Origin of the sequence: Ruegeria jejuensis (genome assembly GCF_041537905.1) — a bacterium.
Lineage (GTDB): Bacteria > Pseudomonadota > Alphaproteobacteria > Rhodobacterales > Rhodobacteraceae > Ruegeria_C.
The window spans coordinates 324,095-349,607 of sequence record NZ_JBGRUO010000001.1; the positions used below are offsets into that span (position 1 = coordinate 324,095).

24 protein-coding genes and 1 tRNA gene are annotated in these 25,513 nt (G+C 60.4%); 14 read left to right on the top strand and 11 right to left on the bottom strand.

What is annotated here, in order from left to right; all coding sequences use genetic code 11:
- Positions 1-51: 51 nt before the first annotated feature.
- From AB1E34_RS01900 to AB1E34_RS01910, 3 genes are all read left to right on the top strand, one after another.
- Positions 52-888, top strand: a complete 837-nt coding sequence (locus AB1E34_RS01900; RefSeq protein WP_372570641.1) for an ABC transporter ATP-binding protein — start codon at positions 52-54, stop codon at positions 886-888.
- 14 nt (positions 889-902) lie between these two features.
- On the top strand, positions 903-2,120 hold the full coding sequence (locus AB1E34_RS01905; protein WP_372570642.1) for a phenylacetate--CoA ligase family protein: 1,218 nt from the start codon (positions 903-905) through the stop codon (positions 2,118-2,120).
- An 84-nt stretch (positions 2,121-2,204) separates the two neighbouring features.
- Positions 2,205-3,869 (top strand): ABC transporter permease, encoded by a 1,665-nt coding sequence (locus tag AB1E34_RS01910; protein WP_372570643.1) that lies wholly within the window; start codon positions 2,205-2,207, stop codon positions 3,867-3,869.
- Positions 3,870-3,926: 57 nt separating this feature from the next.
- On the opposite strand, the gene AB1E34_RS01915 is transcribed toward AB1E34_RS01910, so the two are convergent.
- Both AB1E34_RS01915 and AB1E34_RS01920 read right to left on the bottom strand, forming a co-directional pair.
- The gene (locus AB1E34_RS01915; protein ID WP_372570644.1) at positions 3,927-4,802 is read right to left on the bottom strand and encodes an adenylate/guanylate cyclase domain-containing protein; all 876 of its coding nucleotides are present in this window, start codon (positions 4,800-4,802) and stop codon (positions 3,927-3,929) included.
- 155 nt (positions 4,803-4,957) lie between these two features.
- A complete protein-coding gene (locus AB1E34_RS01920) occupies positions 4,958-5,974 on the bottom strand; it encodes an extracellular solute-binding protein (protein WP_372570645.1) in 1,017 nt (338 codons plus the stop codon).
- 331 nt (positions 5,975-6,305) lie between these two features.
- Here AB1E34_RS01920 and AB1E34_RS01925 point away from each other — a divergent pair, with 331 nt between their 5' ends.
- Together AB1E34_RS01925 and AB1E34_RS01930 are read left to right on the top strand one after the other, a co-directional pair.
- Positions 6,306-6,692: a hypothetical protein gene (locus AB1E34_RS01925; protein WP_372570646.1), complete on the top strand. Its 387-nt coding sequence runs from the start codon at positions 6,306-6,308 to the stop codon at positions 6,690-6,692.
- 528 nt (positions 6,693-7,220) lie between these two features.
- Entirely contained in the window at positions 7,221-7,883 is a 663-nt protein-coding gene (locus AB1E34_RS01930) for a hypothetical protein (protein WP_372570647.1), read from the top strand.
- 131 nt (positions 7,884-8,014) lie between these two features.
- Here the strand turns inward: AB1E34_RS01930 and ykgO are convergent, their stop codons facing one another.
- Complete coding sequence (gene ykgO / locus AB1E34_RS01935) at positions 8,015-8,140, bottom strand: type B 50S ribosomal protein L36 (protein ID WP_008755722.1); 126 nt, start codon at positions 8,138-8,140, stop codon at positions 8,015-8,017.
- 91 nt (positions 8,141-8,231) lie between these two features.
- Positions 8,232-8,306, bottom strand: a tRNA-Val gene (locus AB1E34_RS01940).
- A 147-nt stretch (positions 8,307-8,453) separates the two neighbouring features.
- Here AB1E34_RS01940 and AB1E34_RS01945 point away from each other — a divergent pair.
- Positions 8,454-9,314: an N-formylglutamate amidohydrolase gene (locus AB1E34_RS01945; RefSeq protein ID WP_372570648.1), complete on the top strand. Its 861-nt coding sequence runs from the start codon at positions 8,454-8,456 to the stop codon at positions 9,312-9,314.
- 84 nt (positions 9,315-9,398) lie between these two features.
- A complete protein-coding gene (locus AB1E34_RS01950; protein ID WP_372570649.1) occupies positions 9,399-10,544 on the top strand; it encodes an adenylate/guanylate cyclase domain-containing protein in 1,146 nt (381 codons plus the stop codon).
- A 1-nt stretch (position 10,545) separates the two neighbouring features.
- On the opposite strand, the gene AB1E34_RS01955 is transcribed toward AB1E34_RS01950, so the two are convergent.
- On the bottom strand, positions 10,546-11,799 hold the full coding sequence (locus AB1E34_RS01955) for a DNA polymerase IV (RefSeq protein ID WP_372570650.1): 1,254 nt from the start codon (positions 11,797-11,799) through the stop codon (positions 10,546-10,548).
- 94 nt (positions 11,800-11,893) lie between these two features.
- Here AB1E34_RS01955 and AB1E34_RS01960 point away from each other — a divergent pair, with 94 nt between their 5' ends.
- The gene (locus AB1E34_RS01960; RefSeq protein WP_372570651.1) at positions 11,894-12,313 is read left to right on the top strand and encodes an NUDIX hydrolase; all 420 of its coding nucleotides are present in this window, start codon (positions 11,894-11,896) and stop codon (positions 12,311-12,313) included.
- A gap of 199 nt (positions 12,314-12,512) precedes the next feature.
- Here the strand turns inward: AB1E34_RS01960 and pyrF are convergent, their stop codons facing one another.
- On the bottom strand, positions 12,513-13,229 hold the full coding sequence (gene pyrF / locus AB1E34_RS01965) for an orotidine-5'-phosphate decarboxylase (RefSeq protein ID WP_372570652.1): 717 nt from the start codon (positions 13,227-13,229) through the stop codon (positions 12,513-12,515).
- 294 nt (positions 13,230-13,523) lie between these two features.
- On the opposite strand from pyrF, the gene clpB reads away from it, so the two are divergent.
- Positions 13,524-16,142: an ATP-dependent chaperone ClpB gene (gene clpB, locus AB1E34_RS01970; RefSeq protein WP_372570653.1), complete on the top strand. Its 2,619-nt coding sequence runs from the start codon at positions 13,524-13,526 to the stop codon at positions 16,140-16,142.
- A gap of 64 nt (positions 16,143-16,206) precedes the next feature.
- Here the strand turns inward: clpB and AB1E34_RS01975 are convergent, their stop codons facing one another.
- The 3 genes from AB1E34_RS01975 to AB1E34_RS01985 form a co-directional block, all read right to left on the bottom strand.
- Positions 16,207-16,617: a hypothetical protein gene (locus AB1E34_RS01975; RefSeq protein ID WP_372570654.1), complete on the bottom strand. Its 411-nt coding sequence runs from the start codon at positions 16,615-16,617 to the stop codon at positions 16,207-16,209.
- Between the two features lie 11 nt (positions 16,618-16,628).
- Entirely contained in the window at positions 16,629-16,850 is a 222-nt protein-coding gene (locus AB1E34_RS01980; protein ID WP_372570655.1) for a YMGG-like glycine zipper-containing protein, read from the bottom strand.
- Positions 16,851-17,054: 204 nt separating this feature from the next.
- On the bottom strand, positions 17,055-17,819 hold the full coding sequence (locus tag AB1E34_RS01985) for a DUF1013 domain-containing protein (RefSeq protein WP_372570656.1): 765 nt from the start codon (positions 17,817-17,819) through the stop codon (positions 17,055-17,057).
- Positions 17,820-17,950: 131 nt separating this feature from the next.
- Between AB1E34_RS01985 and AB1E34_RS01990 the strand changes: the two genes are divergently transcribed.
- On the top strand, positions 17,951-18,580 hold the full coding sequence (locus AB1E34_RS01990; protein WP_372570657.1) for a ribonuclease T2 family protein: 630 nt from the start codon (positions 17,951-17,953) through the stop codon (positions 18,578-18,580).
- A 55-nt stretch (positions 18,581-18,635) separates the two neighbouring features.
- On the opposite strand, the gene AB1E34_RS01995 is transcribed toward AB1E34_RS01990, so the two are convergent.
- Positions 18,636-19,664, bottom strand: coding sequence for a permease (locus AB1E34_RS01995; RefSeq protein WP_372570658.1), 1,029 nt, complete (start codon positions 19,662-19,664; stop codon positions 18,636-18,638).
- Positions 19,657-19,965: an ArsR/SmtB family transcription factor gene (locus AB1E34_RS02000; protein ID WP_372570659.1), complete on the bottom strand. Its 309-nt coding sequence runs from the start codon at positions 19,963-19,965 to the stop codon at positions 19,657-19,659. The genes AB1E34_RS01995 and AB1E34_RS02000 overlap by 8 nt, the downstream gene beginning before the upstream one ends.
- A gap of 129 nt (positions 19,966-20,094) precedes the next feature.
- Between AB1E34_RS02000 and AB1E34_RS02005 the strand changes: the two genes are divergently transcribed.
- From AB1E34_RS02005 to pta, 4 genes are all read left to right on the top strand, one after another.
- Complete coding sequence (locus tag AB1E34_RS02005; RefSeq protein ID WP_372570660.1) at positions 20,095-21,060, top strand: hypothetical protein; 966 nt, start codon at positions 20,095-20,097, stop codon at positions 21,058-21,060.
- 42 nt (positions 21,061-21,102) lie between these two features.
- Positions 21,103-22,569, top strand: coding sequence for a MocR-like pyridoxine biosynthesis transcription factor PdxR (gene pdxR, locus AB1E34_RS02010; RefSeq protein WP_372570661.1), 1,467 nt, complete (start codon positions 21,103-21,105; stop codon positions 22,567-22,569).
- Between the two features lie 153 nt (positions 22,570-22,722).
- Positions 22,723-24,501 carry a sulfoacetaldehyde acetyltransferase gene (gene xsc, locus AB1E34_RS02015; RefSeq protein ID WP_372570662.1) on the top strand — a complete coding sequence of 593 codons (1,779 nt, stop codon included), beginning with the start codon at positions 22,723-22,725 and terminating at the stop codon, positions 24,499-24,501.
- Positions 24,502-24,505: 4 nt separating this feature from the next.
- A complete protein-coding gene (pta, locus tag AB1E34_RS02020) occupies positions 24,506-25,513 on the top strand; it encodes a phosphate acetyltransferase (RefSeq protein ID WP_372570663.1) in 1,008 nt (335 codons plus the stop codon).

The window sequence follows — 25,513 nt, forward strand, 5'->3', positions numbered from 1 at the left end:
GCACCTTGCCCACCTACCGCAAGACCCGACAAACCGCGTAAGGACACTCTGATGCTGGATACAGCGACACAGACCGAGGTGCAGACCGAAACCCTGCTTGAGGTCAACAATATCGAAGTGATCTACAATCACGTGATCCTCGTGCTGAAGGGCGTCAGCCTGAATGTTCCCAAAGGCGGGATCACCGCGTTGCTAGGTGGCAACGGGGCAGGCAAGACAACCACGCTGAAAGCGATTTCCAATCTGCTGCATTCGGAACGCGGTGAGGTCACCAAAGGCTCGGTCAAGTATCGCGGCAAAGAGGTGCACGGCTCGGACCCTGCTGATCTGGTGCGGCGTGGCGTCATTCAGGTGATGGAAGGCCGCCACTGTTTCGAACATCTGACGGTCGAGGAGAACCTGCTGACCGGCTATTACACCCGCAAAGCCGGCAAAGCCCAGATGATGCAGGACCTTGAGCTGGTCTATACCTATTTCCCGCGCCTCAAAGAGCGCCGCAAAAGCCAGGCGGGCTATACCTCGGGCGGCGAACAGCAGATGGTCGCCATTGGCCGCGCACTGATGTCCAAGCCGGAAACCATCCTGTTGGACGAACCCTCGATGGGGCTTGCACCACAGCTTGTCGAAGAGATTTTCGGCATCGTGAAGGACCTCAACGAGAAAGAAGGCGTCTCGTTCCTGCTGGCAGAACAGAACACCAATGTGGCTCTGCGCTTTGCCCATTATGGCTATATTCTGGAATCCGGCCGGGTCGTGATGGACGGCCCCGCGGCAGAGCTGCGCGAGAACCCCGACGTCAAGGAATTCTACCTCGGTATGTCCGAGGAAGGGCGCAAGAGCTTTCGTGATGTGCGTTCCTATCGCCGCCGCAAGCGGTGGCTGAGCTGATGAGGGATCAGACCATGACTCATTTCGACGACCTGGAAACCCGCTCAGCCGATCAACGCGCCGCCGATCTGGCGCAAGTGTTGCCACAGCAGGTCGCCCATGCGCAAAGCGCACCGGGCTATGCGACGCTGATTGCGGATGTGGACGCACAGGCCATCACGTCGGTGGAGGCACTGACAGCCCTGCCGGTTTTGCGCAAATCCGATCTGACACAGGCGCAGGCGGCGCAGCGCCCCTTTGGCGGGTTCACCGTGAAACCGGCCAGCGGGTTTCATCACATCTTCCAGTCACCGGGCCCGGTTTATGAACCAGGCAGCACCGACCATGACTGGTGGCGGATGGGGCGGTTCCTGCATGCGCTGGGCATCGGACAGGGCGATATCATCCAGAACTGCTTTGGCTATCACCTCACGCCTGCAGGCATGATCTTTGAAAGCGGCGCATGCGCGGTTGGGGCCGCCGTGCTGCCTGCGGGCACCGGCCAGACCGAGCTGCAGGTGACAGCCGCGCACGATATCGGCTGTACCGCTTATGCGGGCACGCCGGATTATCTGAAAATTATCCTCGACAAGGCGGATGAGATGGGCGTCACGCTCGATTTCACCAAAGCGGCTGTTGGCGGCGGCGCGTTGTTCCCGAGCCTGCGGCAGGAGTACAAGGATCGTGGCATCACCTGTCTGCAATGCTACGCAACCGCCGATCTGGGCAACATCGCCTATGAAAGCGCCGCAATGGAGGGGATGATCATCGACGAGCATGTGATCGTCGAGATCGTGACCCCCGGCACAGGGACACCCGTTGCCCCCGGCGAAGTGGGCGAGGTCGTCGTGACCACGCTGAACCCGGATTATCCGCTGATCCGTTTCGCGACAGGTGACCTCAGCGCGGTGATGCCCGGCATCAGCCCCTGCGGCCGCACCAACATACGCATCAAGGGCTGGATGGGCCGCGCCGACCAGACCACCAAGATCAAGGGAATGTTCGTACGGCCCGAACAGGTGGCGGCACTGGTCGAAAAGCATGACGAGATCGTCAAAGCGCGCGTCATTGCCGCGCGGCAGGGTGAGATGGACACGATGACGGTGCAGATCGAAAGCGCGGGCGGGGATGGCGACGCCTATGCAAGATCGGTGGCCGAGGTGCTGAAACTCAAGGGCGCGATCGAGGTGGTCGCCCCCGGTTCCCTGCCCCGCGACGGTCTGGTGATTGAGGATCAGCGCAGCTACGACTGAGCATTCGCTCTGGCGTTTTGCGCCGTTTTAACCAATAGAAGCGGGGCGTCTTTCAGGGCGCCCCCTCTTTGTTGACCGGATCGCATGGCAGACATCGAATACTCGGAGAATGGCTCTCGGCACCGCAATGCGCGGGGCACGCGGATTCTGGGTCTGGCGTCCTTCGCGATCGCCGCCGCCTGCCTGCTGCCGATGCTGGCCGTGGTGCTGGCTGCCGTAACCGGCGGCACCGACACGGTCACGCATCTGGCTGCAACGGTGATGCCCCGCTATCTGGGCACAACGGTGTTGCTGGTTGCTCTGGTGGCAATCGGCACTTTCTGCCTTGGGGTCGGGGCTGCCTGGCTGGTGACCATGACCCGGTTTCCCGGCGTGCGCCTGCTTGAGATTGCGCTGGTGCTGCCGCTGGCCTTTCCGGCCTATGTGCTGGCCTATGCCTATACTTTCATTCTGGACCATCCCGGCATCGTGCAGACCACCCTTCGCGACGTAACCGGCTGGGGGCCGCGCGACTACTGGTTCCCCGAGATCCGCTCGACCGAGGGCGCGGCGATCATGCTGATCCTGGTGCTGTACCCTTATGTCTATCTGCTGGCGCGCGCCGCCTTCCTGCAGCAAAGCGCAGCCGCCTTTCTGGCCGCGCGCGCGCTGGGGTCCAGCCCGTGGCGGGCCTTTTATCGCGTGTCGCTGCCCATGGCGCGACCTGCCATCGCCGGGGGCGTGTTGCTGGCGGTGATGGAGACGATCGCCGATTTCGGCACGGTGTCCTATTTCGGTGTGCAGACCTTTGCCACCGGCATCTACACCAGCTGGTTCTCGATGGGCGACCGGGCGGCGGCAGCGCAGCTTGCTCTGTGTTTACTGGGCTTTGCATTGCTTCTGGCGGTGAGCGAGCGGATGCAGCGCGGCAAATCGAAATTCTACCAGACCGGCCAGCGCCAGACCGCCCGCCCGGCGGCACAGCTGACAGGCGGCAAGGCGGTGCTCGCCTTCCTGCTTTGTGCCGTTCCGGTCATTTTCGGGTTCCTGCTACCGGTGGTCATCTTGGTTGAGATGGGGCTGGAGTCCGAACAGAACCTGCTCTCACGACGCTATGTCGGTTTCGTCCAGAACTCGCTGACCCTGGCCGGGGCCGCCGCGCTTGTCACCGTGACCGCCGCCACCTGCATCGGGTTCTACAAGCGGGTCAGGCCAGGGCGACAAAGCGCCAGCGCCGCCTATCTGGCGCGGCTTGGCTATGCGGTACCCGGAGGGGTGATCGCGGTTGGCCTGATGGTGCCTTTTGCTGCCTTCGACAATGCGCTGGATGCCTGGATGCGCGCGACCTTCGATATCTCGACCGGGCTGCTGGTTACCGGGTCGATCTGGTTGCTGGTCGCGGCCTATATGGTGCGGTTCCTGGCCGCCGCGCTCAGCGCCTATGAGGGCGGTCAGAGCATGGTGCATTCGAACATGGATGCCGCGGCGCGGTCGTTGGGGCAATCGCCGCTGGGAACGCTGCGCCGTGTGCATCTGCCGATCCTGACGCCCTCGCTGCTGACGGCCTTGCTGATCGTCTTTGTCGACGTGATGAAAGAACTGCCCGCAACGCTGATCATGCGCCCGTTCAACTTCGACACGCTGGCGGTGCAGGCCTATCGGCTGGCCTCGGACGAACGGCTGGAGGGCGCGGCGGTGCCGTCACTGGTCATCGTGGCGGTGGGGCTTTTGCCGGTGATCCTGATCTGCCGTCAGGTCGGGCGCAGATAGCACATGAAACGGCGCGCAATTTGATCCTAAAACCGGGGCCCGCTTTTCGGATTGCGCTCAGTCGGGGATCAGATCGTTGGTCGCATAGGTCAGTGCGGAATCCGTGATTGCGCGGTCGCGTGTTCCAAACAGCAGCCTGCCCTCGCCGTTCAGCAAGGTGGCCCGGCGGTGAACGTCAAACTCCTGCCCGTCCGACGTCAGAACCGAACTGCCCGAGGAGCTGTGATCGGTGTATTCAAGCTGCGCGCCCCTCAGTTCCAGCTTGCCATGCTGACGCGAAATCCAGCCATGCGGGAGCGTGATGTCGCACTCCTCGGATCGGCCGATGGTCAGGCTCTCCCCTTCGCTGATCGACCAACTCTGACCATTTGCGGCAATCTCGGCGCTTTCCGTGCGCCGCCCCATCTGCGGCCCGGTGGCACCGAACACGACCGTCTGCGTGGCGATCTGGCTGGCCATGTAGGAATAAACCCGCGTCGCCGCCTTCTTTCCCTTCAGCTTGAGCCCACCCATCGACACGAAATACGACTGATGCCCCGAGGAGAGTTGATCATAACCTTCATCCCCGATCAGCAATTCGCCCGGCTTGGCCAGCGAAGCCAGCCGGGCCGAGGTATTCACCGCATCGCCATAGATGTCGTTGTCCATGCTCAGAATCTCGCCAAAGAACAGACCCGCATGGACCGACATACCATGCGACCACTCTTCCTCGACCATTTGCTTGGCGGCTAGAAAGGCATGGTCGGGATGGTCAAAGAAGCTGAGGGTATCGTCGCCCTGCGATTTCACGCAATTGCCCTGATGCGCCTCGATGATCGACCGCATCCGCGCCAGAACCAGACTGATCTGATTCAGCGCCTCGCGCTGGGTGACGCTTTCATACAGCTTGGTGCTGCCGGTGATGTCGGAAATCAGAACACACGCCTTCGCCATGACATTTCAATATCGGACGACCCGATGCTCCAACTTGCTGGTATTGCGTTGACACTAGCAGGCTTTCCCGCCGCCGGGCAACGACACAGCGGCCCCCTACAACAAAGAACGGCGCGGGCCAATGACCCGCGCCGTCAAAATCCGTTGGAGAGAGCTTAGTTCCAGCCAACTTCGTTGAAGATCTTCTGCGCTTCGGGAACGTTCTTGGCAACGGCGGACAGGTCCACCTCGTCGGCTTTGAATTCACCCAGCTTCTGCACCGATTCGGCCAGAGCGACGCCCTCGACGGCGGGGAATTCGTCATTGCCGGCCGAGAAATACTGCTGCGCCTGATCGCTGGCGAGGTATTCCAAGAACAGAACCGCGTTGTCCTTGTTCGGCGCATGGGCCGCAACACCACCGCCCGACAGGTTCATATGCGCACCTTCAGCCTGTTGTGCCGGGAAGACCCAGCCGATCATCTCGATTTCGGGCGTCAGGCCTTTCACGTCTTTCCGCAGTGCGCGCGCGAAGTAATAGGTGTTGGCGACCGAGATGTCGCATTCACCCGAAACGATGCCGCGCAGCTGATCGGTATCGCCGCCTTGCGGGTCGCGCGCGAAGTTGTCGACCATACCTTGTGCCCAACCCTTGGCAGCCTCAGCGCCATGGTTTTCGATCACCGCCGACAACAGCGTCTGGCTGTACACGTTCGACGACGAGCGGTGGCAGACCATGCCCTTGTATTCCGGTTTCGCCAGGTCGACATAGGTCATCGGCGGGTTTGCAACGTCGTTCTTGTCAAAGAAGATGATGCGGGCACGCTGCGAGAACCCGTACCACTGATTGTCGCTGTCCTGCAGGTTCGCCGGAATACGCTCTTCCAGAACCGCGCTGTCGATGGATTGCAGCACACCTGCATCCTTGGCGCGCTCCAGACGCGAAGTGTCGACGGTCAGCAGAATGTCGGCGGGAGAGTTCGCACCCTCGGCCTTCATCCGCTCGATCAGTTCATCAGCCTTGCCCTCGATCCGGTTGATCTTGATGCCGGTGGCCTCTTCGAAATCGGTATAGAGTCGCTCGTCGGTGTCGTAGTGGCGCGATGAGTAGAGGTTCAGTTCGCCCTCGGCCGCAGCGGCAGAGGCCAGCGTCGCAACCAGCGCAGCGGCAATGGCGGATGAAGATTTCAGCATGATGTGTCCCAACATTGAAAATGGTGGCGGGCCATAACCCGACTGATTTGGTCAATTAAACGATTCTGAGGGAGATGCAAGGAATTCCGACAAAATCAGTCAGTCATGTCGCCGTTATCATCCAACGGCAAATTCTACGGATAGGCACGCGCGTGAAAAAAATTTGTCACCAGTGGCTTTGAGCTCTTATCTGCAACGTGCGGCATCACGGCCAAGCTGCGCTTTGGCCCCAAGGTGTTCGTCGCAAAACAGTAGTATCCTGAGCCTTTCCTGTGCTTATCTTCAATGAAACGCGCCTGGCGTTGCCGGGATTTCAAATTGGAGGAACTCAATGAAAGTTCTGTCGCTCGTTCTTGCACTCTTGCTAACCCTCAGCCCCCTTATGGCCTCCGCCGAAGAGCTGATGCTAGAATACTACGCAACGCTAAGCCCGCGCGACACCTATAGCTCATCTGGACAACCGCTAGACGATGTCTGCGCCATCGTGCAGCAAGACCGCGCAAATGTTCACAAATTCGGAAATCCGGATCAAGAACAGCCGGATGGTTTTTTCACTACGCCTGCTCGCCGAGCCATGATCTCAGGCAAATGTGACTATTCCCGCAGCCATCATACAGTTGAACGCATTCGCAGTCAGTATATCGGTTTCGTCCTTGTCCGCGTCTACGGGTCTGCCGGGAACGTCACGCGCGTGCAAATACTCGAAGCTGCGGGCTGACCACTTACAGAACTTGGCATCGTTGTTACGGAGGTTAAGAACAACCGGTTTGAGCTCTGGGCCGAAGCAATACTAGTAGTGCTGGCGTCTCAACAATGTCACACCCAAGACCCACAAACCGCCATCCGACCAAAATCGTCGGGTTATTGAGCCGTTCGGTGCGATTTCTGTTAAGCTCTTGCTGAGGTACGCAGTCAGGAGACAATTCCATTGATCTTGAATTCACTTCGTCACGCAGCCGTCGCTGCGACTCTGGGAGTTTTGGTGATAACGGCTCCAAGTCAGGCATCTGCGCTCTCATCCGCCATCCCCGCTTGGTTGCAAAAACACGTCGGCACAGGGGACGGCCAGATCGCCCCCGTAGTCCTTGAGCGTGCACGCGCCTTGCACCAAGACAAGGTTCGAACAGGTGCTGTCAGAAACCCTTGCTATCTTGCAATGGACGCAACGCGACCAAGTACTTTGTCAGACGGACGTGCAAACAAGCGTTTTTACGTAATTTGCGAGGCAAAGAGGTCTTTCCAAGCCGTGTCTTCAGGATACGGCAATGGGCGCAAATTGCGACGCGCCAACTTTTCCAACGGTCGGCAATGCGCGAAAAACTTCAGCAACGCCGAAGGATCAAAACTGACGGCTGGCGGCTCCTACATAACCGCCGAAACACGCACATCCTTCAAGGGTTACTATAACGCTTCAGGGGTGGCGAAGCCGTTTCACCGCACTTTCCTCCTCTTTGACGGTGAAGGCGAGACAAGCAACGCGCGAGAAAGGGCAATCGGAGGGCATCGGGCCATGTTCTTGAAATGGCAATGTCGCCTCAAGAACCCCAAAAGCCGCTATGCCGATGGCGAAGGATATGTGCCCTACGGAAGACTCGTTGACTATACCTCAGGTCGCAGCAACGGCTGCACGACCTGGTCGCGATCTGCCTCCAAGGAGATTCTTGCGTTAGTCGAGAAGAAGCCAACGACACTCTATATTTATCCGGAATCGCGCGACATCGACGCAGTTGCGAACTCCGTTAAGCGCGGACAGTCACCCGTCAAAGCCGGGCTTTACTGGAACGCAGCTTGCCTGAGGTCAATCGGAACTCCAAGATTTTGGCCAAAGCAAACCCTTCAACCGATCATTAATGAGTGGCGTCAATCCCTTCCGAAACAACCGGACCTAAAGTTGCCTATTTGCAAGTAAATATGCAGGAGGACCGCGTTGGCATGTGTATCTGCAAACGACCGCCAGATCCCACGTACCCGACCTAGCGCTGCCCCAACAAAAAAACCGCGCTGGAAGGCGCGGTTCTTTCGTATAATGAAGTGCAGTTCTCAGCCTTGGCGGGCTTTGAACTTGCGCTGCGTCTTGTTGATCACGTAGACGCGGCCTTTGCGACGCACAATCCGGCAATCGCGGTGCCGGTTCTTGAGCGAGCGGAGCGAGTTCTTGACCTTCATGGTCTGTCTCCAATCTGCGGCGCCTTCTTCAAGGAGTGGCCAGCGCCTGGGTTAGCGGGTGCCCCGGGTCAGACCCGAAACAGTGAAACGATGGTGGGCGGTACAAGGATCGAACTTGTGACCCCTTCGATGTCAACGAAGTGCTCTACCGCTGAGCTAACCGCCCACGAACCTTTGCGTGCCCTGCCCCAAAACGAAATGGGGCGCGGAACCCCGCGCCGGTAGCGGGGTCTATAAAAGGAGTCGTCGGGGGGATCAAGGGCTTTTGAAAGAACTCTTTTACGGTTTATGTATTCCGTAACGAGGAGCGCCGATGCACGATACAGCATACTATCTTTCAGAGCCGGAATACCGCTCATCCTGCGTTGTTTTTGCCTCGCCGCATAGCGGCAGCGACTACTCGCCCGACTTTCTGCGGCAATCGGTGCTGGACCGGCATGCGATTCGGTCGTCTGAGGACGCCTTTGTCGACCTTCTTTTTGACGCGGCCCCGGATCATGGCGCGCCATTCCTCAAGGCGGCGGCGCCGCGGGCCTATATCGACCTTAATCGCGGGGTGGATGAACTGGACCCGGCGGTGATCTACGGGGCGAGACGGCAGGGCCACAACCCGCGTGTCACCTCGGGCCTGGGCGTTATCCCCCGTGTGGTGGCCAATGGGCGGGCGATCTATCGCGGAAAGCTGACCGAGCAAGAGGCGCAGGACCGGATCGACCGACATTGGCATCCCTATCACGCACGATTGCAAGCATTGCTGGAGGAATCACATGACCGGTTCGGGCAGGCGATTCTGGTCGATTGTCATTCGATGCCGCATGAAGCCCTGGAAGGGATCGCGCGTCGCGGGCAGCCGAGACCCGAAATCGTTCTGGGCGACCGGTTCGGTGCCTCGGCCAGAAGCGATCTGGTCGATCAGATCGAAGCGGCCTTCACCTCGGTTGGGCTAACGGTGTCGCGCAACACGCCTTTTGCCGGCGCCTATGTCACCCAGACTTATGGCCGTCCGTCACGCGGCCAGCATGCCATACAGATCGAGATCGATCGCTCGCTATACATGGATGAGGTTCAGATTCGCCCCAATCGGCAGTTCGCCACGTTTCGCCACATCCTGCGCGACGTGATTGCCGATATCGCGGCCATTGGAACCGATAGAACGCGCCTGGCAGCGGAATAATCCTCAGGGCGCTGTTTTGACCGACGCACGGTTCCGGCCTAACCTGATCTGAATTCAGGGGGCAATCTTGGAATCCCGCCGGTCATGACCGACAGGTCAACACAATCCCGAGGCAAGGGTTCTACAACGCGCGCGCGTACGGGCATGTCGCCGGGTGCCGCTGCAACGATCGCTGCCTTTGCCTCACTTCTGACCTGCTATGTAGGGGTGGCGCTTGAGGCGTTCTTCGGGATCAAGGGCATGGCCTTCAACCCGCATTTGCAGGCAGTGCTTATGTGGATGTTGGCTTTTGTCGCCACCGCCTTTGTGTTCAGGGACCGCGAGCGGCATGGCAGCGCCTTGCCCCTTCTCATCGCGGGCCTTGCCAATATTGTCCTCGTCGCGACGCTCTATTTCCACTATGATCACAGGTTCGAGGCGCTGGCCTATGTTCTTTTGATCATTGCCACGCTGATGAACCAGAACCTTCTGCTGCAGGTCCTCAATCGCAAGGTCCGCTCTCAGACTGTCGAAATTTCCGAACTGAATGCGCAGCTGGCAAACAAGGTCGAGCGGCAGGCGGGCCAGATCGGTCGGCTTGAACGGCTCAAGGAGTTTCTGGCCCCGCAGATCGCGCAAGCGGTGGTCGATGGAGGGCGCGAAAACCTGCTCAGCACGCATCGACGCTATATCGCCTGCTTGTTCTGCGACATCCGGAATTTCACCGCCCTGTCAGAGGCGCTGGACCCCGAAGACGTGATCGATATCCTGCAACGCTACCATGATCGCTGCGGCAAGCTGGCCGCGGCCAGCGGTGGCACGATCGGGTTTCGCTCGGGCGATGGGCTGATGATCTATTTCAATGATCCCATCCCCTGCGAAGCACCGGTTTTGGATGCCGTGAAACTGGCGTTGGACATCCGAAAGGAGTTTGCCGAGGTTTGCGCGCCTTGGCGTCGGATGGGGCATGTGCTGGGGATCGGGCTGGGCATTTCCAGCGGCCATGCAACGATGGGGTTGGTCGGTCGTGAAGGGCGCGCGGACTACACGGCTGTCGGTGGCGTGGTGAACGTTGCCTCGCGATTGTGCGATGCCGCAGCGCAGGACGAGATCCTGATCAGCCAGCGGGCCTTTATGGATGTCGAAGATCACCTGTCAGCTGACCCGGTAGGCGGTCTGAAGCTGAAAGGGTTTGCAAATCCGGTCGAGGCCTATCGCGTTCTCGGCACGAATGATCCCGTCGCAAATTGAGCTATCGCAGCGCGCGACCCTTGACGATGGCGTCACTTCCGAACCGCTTGCGGATGTCATCTGTCGCGCGCTCTGCCACCGATCTTTGCGCGGCACCGGGATCAAGCAGGTCACCGGATTTATCCGCCTCCGCCTCGGAGCACAAATCCGACAAGCCACAGCCCAGCAGACGGTAGGGGCCGCGATCACCCAGTTGATCAAACAGCGCCCGCGCCTGCCGATAGATCGTGTCAGCCATCTGCGTCGCATCGCGCAGCGATACCCGGCGGGTCAGAATCTTGTGGTTGGATTGCTTGAGCTTGAGCGTCACCACCCGCCCGGCCAGCCCGCGCACCTTGGCCCGGCCCGAGACCTTTTCGGCCATGCGCCACAAATGCCCGTCCAGCACATCCGTGTTGGCGGTGTCTTCGAAAAACGTGGTCTCGTTGCTGATCGACTTGATCGGATCATGGGCCGAGACCCGCCGCTTGTCCTGCCCCCGCGCCAGATGCCATAGCCGGTAGCCCATCGAGCCGAACCGCGCAGTCAGCGCCTCCTGCTCCCAGCGCAGCAGGTCGGCAAAGGTGCGGATTCCGGCCTTTTCCAATGACTCCTGCCCTGCTGGGCCGATGCCCCAGATCAGCCGCACCGGCTTGTCATGCAGAAACGCTGCCGTCTCTGCCGCGCCGATCACCGAGAACCCGCGTGGCTTGTCGAGGTCCGAGGCCACTTTGGCCAGAAACTTGTTATGGCTCAGCCCGATCGAGCCGGTCAGGCCCAGCTCATCCTTCATGCGTTTGACCAGACCCGCCAGCATCACCGCAGGCGGCGCACCATGCAGCCTTTCGGTGCCGCTCAGATCCATGAACGCCTCGTCCAGCGACAGCGGCTCGACCACCGGGGTCAGTTCATCCATCATCGCGCGGATCTGTTTCGAAACCTCTGCATAGACCGACATGCGGGGCTTGATTACCACCGCATCAGGGCAGAGCGCCAGCGCCTTGAACATCGGCATCGCCGAGCGCACGCCCCGGATGCGCGCCACATAACAGGCGGTGGAAACAACACCCCGCCTGCCACCGCCAATGATCACCGGCTTGTCGGCTAGCTCGGGGTTGTCGCGCTTTTCGACCGAGGCGTAGAACGCGTCGCAATCCATATGCGCGATGGTCAGATCGAAAAGCTCCGCATGCGTCTTCACCCTCGGGCTGCCGCAGTTCGGGCAGCGGCGGGTGTTTTCCAGCATGGACAGGCAATCGCGACACAGGGCAGGCATGGGCGCAACCTACTCCTGTCAACGCAGCAGTGGAAGATGTTGGCACGCGGCATTTCCCCTGTCAGGTTGGCGCGGCAAAACATGGTGTTACAGAATGTCCAATTTTCGCGGCGCAAAACTGGCTCTGTTTCTGGGCCAGAACCTGGTCGTCATCCAGCGTGACGATTATGCCCATATCCCCTATCCGGGCTGCTGGGACTTCCCGGGCGGAGGCCGCGAGGGCAACGAGACGCCAGAGGCCTGTGCGTTGCGCGAAACGCAAGAGGAAGTGGGCCTGCGCCTGTCGGCAAGCGATCTGATCTGGTCACGCCATTACGGTAGCGACTGGTTCTTTGTCGCTCGGCTGGGCGAGGGCCTGATCGATAAAATACGACTTGGGGATGAAGGTCAAAGCTGGCGCATGATGGCGCCCGAGGCCTATCTTGTGCATCCCAAGGGCATATTGCATTTCAAGACCCGGTTGTCCGATTACCTGACAGAAATTGCCGAGGGGCCAGTCGCCTCGCCCGAATGACCTTTCTAACAAGAAAGACCCCCCGCGAAACTGGCGGGGGGAGGTAACGAACCACAGGAAGATAAAGGTCCGTTGGGGAGTGTCTCAAGCTGAGAGTCGCCCAGACTGGCGCGAATCCCAAGCAGAAATTTGCGTGTGATGTAAATGAGCGTCAGGAATGTGCCTTTCCGGGCACATCATACTTTAGTGGGCCTATGGCTCACCGGTTTGGCGTCTGGGCCTGCGGACTGTTGAGTTCGGACAGGATATCCAGCGCTGCCTGTTGCGGATGTGCTGCCTGCCAAACCGGGCGCCCGACCACGATATGATCGGCGCCCCCCGCCACAGCGTTGGCTGGTGTCGCCACCCGTTTCTGATCGCCCAGATCGGCCCCGGCGGGACGTACACCGGGGGTCACGATCAACCGTCCATGCGCCTCGGGCAGGGCCCGGATCAGCGCGGCCTCCTGTGGTGAGGCGATAACGCCATCGGCACCTGCCTCGAACGCATTTGCGGCGCGTTCGACGACCATATTGCTGACCTCGCCCGGTTTCAGAAGTGCTGCGTCCAGATCGTTTCGGTCCAACGAGGTCAGGATCGTGACGGCGAGGATCTTCAGGTCCTTGCCCGCCGCGCCTTCTTTGGCGGCGCGCACCACGTAAGGATCGCCATGCACAGTCAGGAAATCCAGATCGTATTGCGCCAGACCGCGCACCGCATTTTCGACCGTGGCACCAATGTCGAACAGTTTCATGTCCAGAAAGATGCGCTTGCCGTGTTCCTGCTTCAGCTCATTGGCCAGTGCCAGCCCACCGCCGGTCAGCATGCCCAGCCCGATCTTGTAGAACGACACCGCATCGCCAATCTGCTCTGCCAGCTTAAGTCCGGCCAGCGCATCGGGGACATCAAGGGCGACAATCAGGCGGTCATCGGACATGGGAAACTCCTTGCTGCGGCTGTATTAGAGACCTCGTCGCGTCCCGGCAAGGCCATTCGACTGGCCTTGGACGCGCGTGAAAAGCGCCTGGCAAGGTGCCTGAATACAGCGTTTCGAAACGCCGTGTTGCCGGCCACCAGTACATGCATTGGTCAAAAGTCGCACCGCGCGCCGATTTCGCCATCTAGCCTCTTGAAGCGGCAGCGATATTTCCCAAATATTTCCCGAGGCCCAAACCGTAGCGTGCCGCCCAGCGGGCGCTAATCGAACCGGGCGCTTTGAAAGGAGAACAATATGGACTTGAACAAGTTCACCGAGCGGGCACGAGGCTTCGTGCAGGCCGCTCAGACCATTGCCATTCGCGAAGGTCACCAGAGGCTGACACCCGAGCATATTCTCAAGGCTCTGATGGATGACGAGCAGGGGCTTGCCAGCAACCTGATCACCCGCTCCGGCGGCAATCCCGGTCGCGTGGCCGAGGCGCTGGAACTCAGCCTATCGAAACAACCCAAGGTCAGCGGCGACGCCGCGCAGGTCTATCTGGACGGCCAGACCGGCAAGGTCCTGGCCGAGGCCGAGCAGATCGCCCAGAAAGCCGGTGACAGCTTTGTTCCGGTCGAGCGGGTTCTGATGGCGCTTTGCATGGTGAAATCCAAAGCCAAGGAGGCGTTGGAGGCCGGGCATGTGTCGGCGCAGGCTCTGAACGAGGCGATCAATGACATCCGCAAAGGCCGCACCGCTGACACCGCATCGGCAGAAGAAGGCTATGACGCGCTGAAGAAATACGCGCGCGACCTGACCGAGGCCGCCGCCGAAGGCAAAATCGACCCTATTATTGGGCGGGATGAGGAAATCCGCCGCTCGATGCAGGTTCTGTCGCGCCGCACCAAGAACAATCCGGTTCTGATCGGTGAACCCGGTGTCGGTAAGACTGCAATCGCCGAGGGTATGGCCCTGCGCATCATCAACGGTGACGTGCCGGAATCGCTGAAGGACAAGAAGCTGTTGGCGCTCGACATGGGCGCGCTGATCGCCGGTGCGAAATACCGCGGCGAATTCGAGGAACGCCTCAAGGCCGTTCTGACCGAAGTGACCGAGGCGGCTGGTGAGATCATCTTGTTCATCGACGAGATGCACACGCTGGTCGGCGCGGGCAAATCCGATGGTGCGATGGATGCCGCCAACCTGATCAAGCCTGCCTTGGCGCGGGGCGAGTTGCATTGCATCGGTGCGACCACGCTGGATGAGTACCGCAAATACGTGGAAAAAGACGCGGCCCTTGCGCGCCGGTTCCAGCCCGTTGTTGTGGCCGAACCGACGGTTGAGGACACGATCAGTATCCTGCGCGGCATCAAGGAAAAGTACGAGTTGCACCACGGAGTCCGTATTTCCGATTCCGCATTGGTCTCGGCTGCGACCCTATCGCATCGCTACATCACTGACCGGTTCCTGCCGGACAAGGCCATCGACCTTGTCGATGAAGCGGCCTCGCGTCTGCGGATGGAAGTAGACTCTAAGCCAGAGGAACTGGACCAGCTCGACCGCCAGATTCTGCAGATGCAGATCGAGGAAGAGGCGCTGAAGCTCGAAGACGACACCGCCTCGAAGGACCGTCTGGAGACCCTGCAAAAAGATCTGGCCGACCTGCAAGAGCAATCCGCCGAGATGACGGCCCAATGGCAAGCCGAACGCGATAAGTTGGCTGGTGCCCGCGATCTGAAGGAGCAACTCGACAAGGCGCGCGCTGATCTGGAGATCGCCAAGCGTGAAGGTAACCTCGCCAAGGCGGGGGAACTGTCTTATGGCGTCATCCCTGAGCTTGAGAAGAAGCTGACCGAGGCCGAAAACGCCGAAAGCAGCCAGATGATGGCCGAGGAAACCGTGCGGCCGGAGCAGATCGCCTCCGTTGTGGAGCGCTGGACCGGCATTCCGACCTCGAAAATGCTGGAAGGTGAGCGTGAGAAGCTGCTGCGGATGGAAGACGATCTGCATGCGCGTGTCATCGGTCAGGATGCAGCGGTCACCGCAGTCGCCAATGCCGTGCGTCGCGCGCGCGCCGGTCTGAATGACGAAGGTCGCCCGCTGGGTTCGTTCCTGTTCCTCGGACCCACCGGCGTGGGTAAGACCGAGCTGACCAAGGCCGTGGCGAACTTCCTGTTCGACGACGACAATGCGATGGTCCGCATTGATATGTCCGAGTTCATGGAGAAGCACGCGGTTGCGCGTCTGATCGGTGCCCCTCCGGGCTATGTCGGGTATGACGAAGGCGGTGTGTTGACCGAAGCGGTCCGGCGCAGGCCCTATCAGGTCGTGCTGTTCGATGAGGTCGAAAAGGCTCATCCAGATGTGTTCAACGTGCTGTTGCAGGTTCTGGATGACGGCGTGCTGACCGATGGTCAGGGCCGCACCGTGGACTTCAAACAGACGCTGATCATTCTGACGTCGAACCTCGGCTCGCAAGCGCTCAGCCAGTTGCCCGAAGGGGCCGACAGCGCGCAGGCGCAGCGCGATGTGATGGATGCGGTCAGGGCGCATTTCCGGCCGGAATTCCTCAACCGTCTGGACGAAACCATCATCTTCGACCGCCTCAAGCGCGGCGATATGGATGGGATCGTCGATATCCAGATGGCACGCCTGCAGAAACGTCTGGCCGCCCGCAACATCGACCTAGCGCTGGACGAGGGCGCACGGGAATGGTTGGCGAGCGAAGGCTACGATCCGGTCTTTGGCGCGCGGCCACTGAAGCGGGTGATCCAGCGCGCATTGCAAAACCCGCTGGCCGAAGCGCTGCTGGCCGGCGAGATCAAGGATGGCGAAACCGTCCCCGTGACGTCAGGCCCGGACGGGTTGATCATCGGCGACCGGCTGGGCACGTCAGACCGTCCGCGCCCGGATGATGCCGTGGTGCACTGAAGCCAGCCACCAAACGAATAGAGCCCGCCAATTTGGCGGGCTCTTTGTTTCAATGACATCGAGCTTACAACCCCAGCGCCACCTTGACCGCAATATCGACCACCCCGGCCAGCAAGGCGTTTTGATCCGCTGAGCACCCGGCATCCAGCGCCTCGACAAAAGCGGCGTGTAGCTGCGCTGCGTCCGCGTCACTGTCGGAAAAAGCGGTGATATCGATCTGCCGGTTGTAGAGGGACACGGCGGTCATTTTCTCGACCACCTCATATACGAAGGCCTCGTCGCCATGACCTTCTTCCACGACACTGGCGCAGCTGTGATACATGACCGGAAGCGCGTCCTGCACCATCGCGTCGGCCGCCTCATCAGCGCTGGCCCCGATCGGAGCCATCAGCAACGCGACAAGCGCCGCACCGGAAAACCCGTTCCTGAACATCGCGGAGAACCTCCCAAGCTCTTTTGCCCTTGTCAGAGCCATATCTGGCCCCGTCATTTCTTGTTCGCGCCGATCACGGCACCCAGGATGGCGCCTGCCGCAGCGCCCCGGCCCTTGCCGATCAGCGCGCCCACGCCCGCCCCGATTAGCGCGCCCTTGATCGCGTCGTCGGTCTTTTTCTTGTGGTTGGCCTGCGCCTCGGAGATTGGCATCACGGCCAGCATCATCGCCGCCAATCCGGTTATCAGACCCTGATACATTCTGGACCTTGTCATTCGCTGCCTCCTCAAGACGGTTTGCCCCAATGCCCTGTAGCGCGGGGCATCTCCCCAACAGTCCAACTGCAAAGACTAGAATGGGTCAAGCCCGCAAAACTCGCTCTGGTTGTCAGATCCGCGCATATCGAACCGCCCCTGTAAGCAACAAAAAAGCCACCGGAAATGCCGGTGGCCTTTTTTTGTTCATCAATGTCCGAAGGATCAGTAGCGCGGATCGTCGCTGTTATCTTCCTCTTCATCCTCATCGCTATTGGGAAGGTTGAAGAAGCTGTCGGCATCGACGATCGGCTCTTCTTTCTTCTCTTCCGGGGCGCTGCCCAGCGTGAAGGTTTCCAGCCCTTCAATCGCGGTCGGGATGCGAGGCTCGGCGTCCATCTCAAGCGACTGTTCGGTCGAGACCAGCTTGCGGCGCTCATCATCGCTCATCACGCCACCTTCGGCGGCTTTCTTGGCAGCGGCTTTCTGCACGATCGCATCCAGCTCGGATTGCTTGCAAAGCCCCAGCGCCACCGGGTCGATGGGTTGGATGTTGGAAATGTTCCAATGGGTCCGCTCGCGGATCGCCTGAATGGTCGGCTTGGTGGTGCCGACCAGTTTGGAAATCTGCCCGTCACTCAGTTCGGGGTGGAACTTCACCAGCCACAGGATCGAGGCCGGACGGTCCTGGCGTTTGCTGAGCGGCGTGTAACGCGGGCCACGGCGCTTTTCCTCGCCCGAGGCGGCCGGATTAAACTTGAGCTTGAGCCGGTAGAGAGGGTTCGACTGGGCCTTGTCGATCTCTTCCTGGGTCAGCTGGTTGTTGGCGATCGGATCAAAGCCTTTGACACCGGTAGCCACATCACCATCAGCGATGCCCTGAATTTCCAGCTCGTGCATGCCCACGAAATCCGCGATCTGCTTGAAGCTGATCGTGGTGTTGTCCACCAGCCATACGGCGGTCGCCTTGGCCATCAGGGGTTTCGACATGAGCCTGTCTCCTTAGAATACATCTGTCCCGTCGCCGGAATTCGGCGGCCCAGGTTGCCCTTGGGCAGGTTTCCGTTGTCGGGGAACTTGGCCCGTATATAGTCGCGGTATTGCAATAAGGGAAGAGCCGAATGCGCTGGTTTCTCGTCTGGTGCCTGAGCGCCGTTCCGCTGCTTGCCGAGGGTGAGAAGGCGGGAGAGTTCGACTATTACGTCCTGTCGCTCAGCTGGTCACCGAACTGGTGCGCGCGCGAGGGCGATGCACGTGGGGCCGACCAATGCGACGCCGCACAGGATCATGGCTGGATTCTGCACGGGCTCTGGCCGCAATTTCATGAGGGCTGGCCGTCCTATTGCCGCACCCCGCATGCGCCGCCATCGCGCGGGATGACGCGGGAAATAGCCGATATTCAAGGCAGTTCCGGTTTGGCCTGGCATCAGTGGAAGAAACACGGCACCTGTTCGGGCCTGACTGCGACGCAGTATTTCGATTTGTCCCGGCAGGCTTACGCGTCCGTCACCCGCCCGCCGGTCTTTCGCAAGCTGGATCAATCGGTCACCCTGCCTGCCGCAGTGGTGGAGGAGGCCTTCCTGCAAGCCAACCCGGCGCTGGAGCGTGACATGATCACCATCACCTGCCGCGACGGCTTCATTGAAGAGGCACGCCTGTGCCTGTCGAAATCGCTGGACCCGGTGCCTTGCGGGCGCGACGTAATCCGCGATTGCCGCGCCAAGGACGCGCAGTTCGACCCGATTCGCTAACCTGCAACGCAAAAGGGCACCCATTGGTGTCCTTTCAGGTTTCCTGCGTGCCGACTCAGATCATCTGAAAGACAATCCCCGACAGGATCGCACCCAAGACGCCGAGGCACAGATAGGCGGCAAAGACCCTTGGTTTGACCAGTGACCAGACAGCCGCCATCGCCGGAATGGAACTGACTGCGCCTGCAATCATGAAGGCCATCGCAGCCCCGGCGCTCATCCCCTGCTCCATCAGGCCCGCCAGCAACGGTGGCGCGACGTAGGAGTTGAGATAGGCGGGCATGCCCACAAGCGCTGCGGTGGCAATCGGGATCACACCCTCGCCGCCGACAACCTGCGCGATCAGATCGGCGGGCACGTAGCTGACCAAGAGCGCTTCAAGCACATAGGCCAGCGACAGCCATTTCAGCAGGAACAGCCCGTTGGTGGCGAATTCAGAACGGAACCGCGCCCGACGCTCTGCTGTCTGCCAGAACTGCCAGACAGGGATTTCAGTCTTGTTAGAGCCACATCCGCAGCCAGGTGGCGTGTATGACCGCAGTGGTTGCGCAAAGGCGCCGCTCCGCATCAGGGCCTTGATCGCAAACCCACCGAACAAGCCCAACGCCACCGCTGCAACGGCTTTGCCAATGGCAAAGGGCCAACCCAGCGCCCCCGCCGTGATCAACAGGGTCGGCGGATCGATCAGGGGCGAGCTGAGCCAGAAGGCCATCACAGCAGACAATGGCGCACCCAGCGCCAGCAGACCGGCGATGAAGGGAATAACCTCGCAGGAGCAGAAGGGCGCAAGGCCACCGAACAGAGCCGCCAGCAGGATCATGCGGGTTTCGCGCCCTTCAAAGGCTTTCGCCACCAGCACCTCGGCCCCGGTGGCCTTGAGATAGGCCAGCAGCAGCACCGCAAACAGGATATAGGGCGCCGTATGCGCCAGCGCGCCGATGGCAAATCGGATCACAGTTTCGAAGTTACCGGGGTCCAGAGCCAGAACCGCCAGCAGGATCAGCACAATCAGAGTCCAAGGCGATTTCAGGCGCTGCAGTCTCATGCGTCGCGACGCGCGCGGGTTTTGTGTAAGCTCAACCATCATTTGCCGCCTTCTGCAGATCGTCCGCGCAACATTCTGCAAGAATGAAGTCAGCGAGGTTTCGCAATTGGTCATAGCAGGCTCTGTTTATGGTGTTTCGCCCCATTTTCTTCTGTTCCACCACACCACCTGCGGCCAGAAACTTCAGGTGATGGGCAAGGGTCGACGGCGCGATGCCGGTGCGATCGCGTATTTCGCCCACGGTCAAACCGGCCTCGCCCGCCCGCACCAGGGTCCTGAGCACCTTCAGCCGGGCCTCGGACCCCATGGCTGCAAAACCGGTTGCTGCTGTTTCCCACATTTTTGAATCTCCATTAAACTAGTTTTATAGTTATATTTGACCTGCTCTATCGTCAACCCCCATCACCGGAGGCTTTGAATGGTCGCGTTTTCCTGTAACGTCGCGCATAGATGAGGGGCGGAGGATCAGATGCCGAGCGAAAGACCATTCAAACTCTTGCATTCCGCGTTGCGCATGGACGAAGCGCTGGACGCGCTGAACGCCGCACAGGAGGATCTGGAAAAGACCCGTGGCAAGCTGCAGAAACAGGAAAAGCAGATCACCGAATTGATCACCGCGGCGCTGGGTCAGAAAGCCGTCACCTCAAGCAGCCTGCTGGTCTCGACACGGCACAAGTTCCGGTCCTTGCAACAGACGCTCACGCGATTTCAACGGGTGTTCGAGGACCGGCTTGAAGCGCTGCGCACCCGACTGGACGGGTTCGAGGATATGCTGCGCAAATACACCCATGCGCAGGCCGGGCTGGACATCGAACGCAGCACCCAGCGGCAAATGGCGGCGGCCCTGCAAAAGACCCTGCAGGGCCTGATCAACGAGCGTGTTCAGGCCGTGCCCGCCGACGATACGCTGACCGATTTTGCGCTGCCCGAGGAATCGCACGGGTACATTCCACATCCGCTTGACGGGTTCGTGCGGCAGTTGATCAGCGTTGACGAGATGCTGACCCACGACCCAGATTTCTTTGCCAAAGGGGCGCCCTATCGCCCGGTGTCGTTCCTCGAGATCGGCTGCGCGACCGGGCGCAATCTGCTCGTCACAAAACTGTCCGGGCTGCTAAACGGGTCCAGCTATGCGGGCTTCGACCTGGATCACAACCTGATCCGGCGTGGCCAACAGGCGCTGGGGCTGGAAGAGGAGATCTTTGTCGCCGATGCCTTGACCTTCGATTACGCGCCTTACGACGTTATCTTTTCCTATCGGCCCATCCGCGTGCCCGAAATCCAGCGACAGTTGGAGGAACGGATGGTCGAAACCCTCAAACCCGGTGCCTATGTCATCGCACCGCTGGCGGAGGATCTGGCCTGTTATCCCGACATGGACTGCCTGAACGGGCCGCTTGCGATCTGGAAAAAAAGAAAACCAGCCACCGGTTAGGTCCAGATTGCACCCGCGCTCGGTCCAGTTTAGGGTCGCGCCATGGGGATCGCCGTCGACACATTTTTTTTGAAACCGGATGCGCAGGGCACTTTGCAGGCCCAGATTCAGCAGATGATCGCTGAGGGCATCCTGTTGGGTCGTTTCCGCGTGGGGGAAAAGCTGCCATCCTCGCGCAAGCTGGCCGGGCATCTGGGCGTCAGCCGGATAACGGTGACACTGGCCTATACCGAACTGCTGTCGAACGACTACCTGACCTCGCGGGGGCGGTCTGGGTATTTCGTGTCAGAGAACGCGCCAATCCCGCCCTCTTACGCGCCGCCTGAGCGGACCGAGGAAAATGTGGATTGGGGACGTGCCATCGCGCGGCGCTATTCGGGCGGCGACATGCTGTTGAAACCGCATGACTGGCGCAGCTATTCCTACCCCTTCATCTACGGGCAGACCGACCCGACCCTGTTTGACCATGCCAACTGGCGGCTCTGTGCAGTGCGGGCGTTGGGGCAGAAGGATTTCGCCTCGCTCACCGCCGATTATGCGGATCAGGACGATCCGCTGCTGATCGAGTTCATTGCCCGCCACACGCTGCCTCGGCGCGGCATCACCGCACGCCCCCAGGAAATAATGATCACGCTGGGCGCGCAGAACGCGCTGTGGCTGGCGGCGCAGGTGTTGCTGAACCACCGCCGCCGGGCCGCTGTTGAAAACCCCGGCTATTACGCGCTGACTGAAATGCTCCGGCGTCTGCCCTGTCAAATCACTCCATTGGATGTCGATGCGGACGGGTTGCCACCCGATGCGGTGCCCGACGACACCGATGTGATCTTCACCACGCCCAGCCATCAAAGCCCCACCACCGCCACCATGCCGCTGGAGCGTCGGCGGGCCTTGCTGGCGCGGGCACATGAGATCGACGCGATGATTGTCGAGGATGATTATGATTTCGAGATGGCCTTTGCCGGCGCGCCCTCACCCTCGCTCAAGTCGCTGGATACCGATGGACGGGTGATCTATGTGGGCAGCTTCTCCAAATCTTTGTCACCGGGACTGCGGATCGGTTACATCGTCGGTTCTGAGCCCTTCATCCGCGAGGTGCGCGCCCTGCGGATGCTGACCCTGCGCCACCCGCCGGGGCATATTCAGCGCACTGCGGCCTATTTTCTGTCGCTCGGGCATTACGACACTCAGATCCGCCGGGTCTCTGCCGCACTCAAGCAGCGGCGCGAGGCGATGGAAATGGCCATTGCAGAACACGGTCTGACAATTGCGGGGCGCGGCGTTTATGGCGGGTCGTCCTTGTGGATGAAGGCACCGGACGGCGTGGACAGTTACGAGCTGTCGCGCCGCCTGATCGCGCGCAGCGTGCTGATCGAACCCGGCAAGGTGTTTTTCAGCGGCCCGGATGAGCCAACCGGGTATTACCGGCTGGGATATTCCTCGATCGCGAGGTCCAAAGTGGCCACTGGCATCAGATATATTGCTGAAGCCACAAAAAATGTTGATTTTTGAGACCATTTATATCATTAATTTGCAAAAGTTTACACCTCTGGACCTAACCGGCGATAGGTTCTGGCCCTATTGAGGTTATTCAAGAGGGCTTAGACCCGACGTCAATTCGCGGCGCAATGCCGTTCAATTTCTATGCCATCAGGAGCGCATCCCATGAAAATGACAACCGAAGAAGCCTTCGTGAAAACACTGCAGTCCCACGGGATTGAGCACGCTTTCGGGATCATCGGCTCTGCCATGATGCCGATCTCTGATATCTTTCCTGCTGCTGGCATCAAATTCTGGGATTGCGCGCATGAAGGCTCAGGCGGGATGATGGCCGATGGCTATACCCGCGCCACCGGCAAGGTGTCGATGATGATCGCCCAGAACGGCCCCGGCATCACCAACTTCGTGACCGCCGTCAAAACCGCCTACTGGAACCACACGCCCCTGCTGCTGGTGACCCCGCAGGCCGCCAACAAGACCATCGGTCAGGGTGGATTCCAGGAAGTCGAACAGATGAAACTGTTCGAAGACATGGTCGCCTATCAGGAAGAAGTCCGCGACCCCACACGCGTCGCCGAGGTTCTGGCCCGCGTGATCGCGCAGGCCAAGCGCCTGTCCGCCCCGGCGCAACTGAACATTCCGCGTGATTTCTGGACCCAGGTGATCGACGTTGAAATCCCGCAGCCGATCGAATTCGAACGCTCTCCGGGTGGCGAAAACTCGGTTGCGCAGGCCGCGGCGATCCTCAGCGAAGCCAAGAACCCTGTCATTCTGAACGGTGCCGGCGTTGTTCTGGCGCAGGGCGGTATCGAAGCCTCCAAAGCACTGGCCGAGCGTCTTACTGCACCGGTCTGCGTTGGCTATCAGCACAATGACGCTTTCCCGGGCAACCATCCGCTGTTCGCGGGCCCGCTGGGCTATAACGGCTCGAAAGCGGGTATGGAGCTGATCAAGGAAGCGGATGTGGTCCTGTGCCTCGGCACCCGCCTGAACCCGTTCTCGACCCTGCCCGGTTATGGCATCGAATACTGGCCCGCCGACGCGACGATCATCCAGGTCGACATCAACCCCGACCGCATCGGCCTGACCAAGAAGGTCACTGTCGGTATCGTCGGGGACGCCGCCAAGGTGGCCAACGGCATTCTGGCGCAGCTGTCCGACACGGCAGGCGATGCCGGTCGCGAAGAGCGTAAAGCCAATATCGCGCAGAAGAAATCCGCCTGGGCGCAGGAGCTGACCTCGCTGACCCATGAGCAGGACGATCCGGGCACCAACTGGAACGAGCGCGCGCGTGACGCCAAGCCCGACTGGATGAGCCCCCGCATGGCATGGCGCGCGATCCAGGCCGCACTGCCGAAAGAGGCGATCATCTCGTCCGATATCGGCAACAACTGTGCCATCGGCAACGCCTACCCCGCGTTCGAGGAAGGCCGCAAATACCTCGCCCCCGGCCTGTTCGGTCCCTGCGGCTACGGTCTGCCCGCCATCGTTGGCGCCAAGATCGGCCAGCCTGACGTTCCGGTTGTGGGCTTTGCCGGTGACGGTGCCTTCGGGATCGCGGTCAACGAGCTGACCGCGATCGGTCGCGGCGACTGGCCCGCGATCACGCAGATCGTGTTCCGCAACTATCAGTGGGGTGCGGAAAAGCGGAACTCGACCCTGTGGTTTGATGACAACTTCGTCGGCACCGAGCTGGACACCGAAGTGTCCTATGCCGGGATCGCGCAGGCCTGCGGCCTGAAAGGTGTCGTGGCCCGGACGCAGGACGAACTGACCGCCGCCCTGAATCAGGCGATCATCGATCAGAAAAACGGTATCACCACCCTGATCGAAGCCATGATAAACCAGGAGCTGGGCGATCCGTTCCGCCGCGATGCGATGAAGAAACCGGTACGTGTGGCCGGAATCGACGCCGCAGACATGCAGCCGCAGGCCGGATCGTAAACGCGTGCAACCGTTACGCACAATTCTCGGGGCTGCAAGCAGCTCCGACAAGATCATCGCCCTCTCTGAGGGCGATGATCCGCGTGTGGTGGAAGGCGCGATGAAAGCCCGCGCAGAGGGTATCGCCCGGATCATCTTGGTGGGAGAGCAGGACAAGGTCACCGCCCTGCTTGCCGCACAGGGAGGGGCGGATCTGGACGGTATCGATATCCACGATCCCGCAAACTCCCCTCATGCCGACGCCTTTGCGCAAGCGCTTTTTGAGCTGCGCCAGCACAAGGGCATGACACTGGATCAGGCACGGGTGCAGGTCACCCAGAGGCTGGTTTACGCCGCGATGCTGGTGCGTCAGGGACTGGCCGACGGCACCGTTGGTGGCGCGGTCGAGACCACGTCAAGCACGGTTCGCGCAGCGCTGCAAATCATCGGCAAGGCACCGGACGCAGCCATGGTGTCCAGCTTCTTCCTGATGCTCTACTGCAAGGATCATCACGAGGTCAAAGGCGCCCATATCTTTGCCGATTGCGGATTGGTCGTTGACCCGGATGCGGCTCAGATGTCCGAAATCGCCCGCAGCTCTGCCGCCTCTTACGCGGCGTTGACGGGCGAAGTGCCACGGGTTGCGATGCTGTCCTTTTCCACGGCAGGCAGCGCGGATCATCCCCGCGTATCCAAGGTGGTCGAGGCGACAAATCTTGCCAAAGCTGCCGACCCAAACCTGCTCATCGACGGCGAGTTGCAATTCGACGCCGCCTTCGTGCCCGAGGTTGCGGCCAAGAAGGCCTCCGACTCTCCGCTTGCAGGGCAGGCGAATGTATTTGTGTTCCCCAATCTGGATGCCGGAAACCTTGGCTACAAGATCGCGCAGCGCATTGGTGGCGTCGAGGCGATCGGGCCTGTCCTTCAGGGGCTTGCGAAACCGGCGAATGACCTTTCGCGCGGGTGCTCAGCCGAAGATGTGCTTCACATGATCGCCGTCACGGTGGTTCAGGCAGGACACGCCCAAACTTAG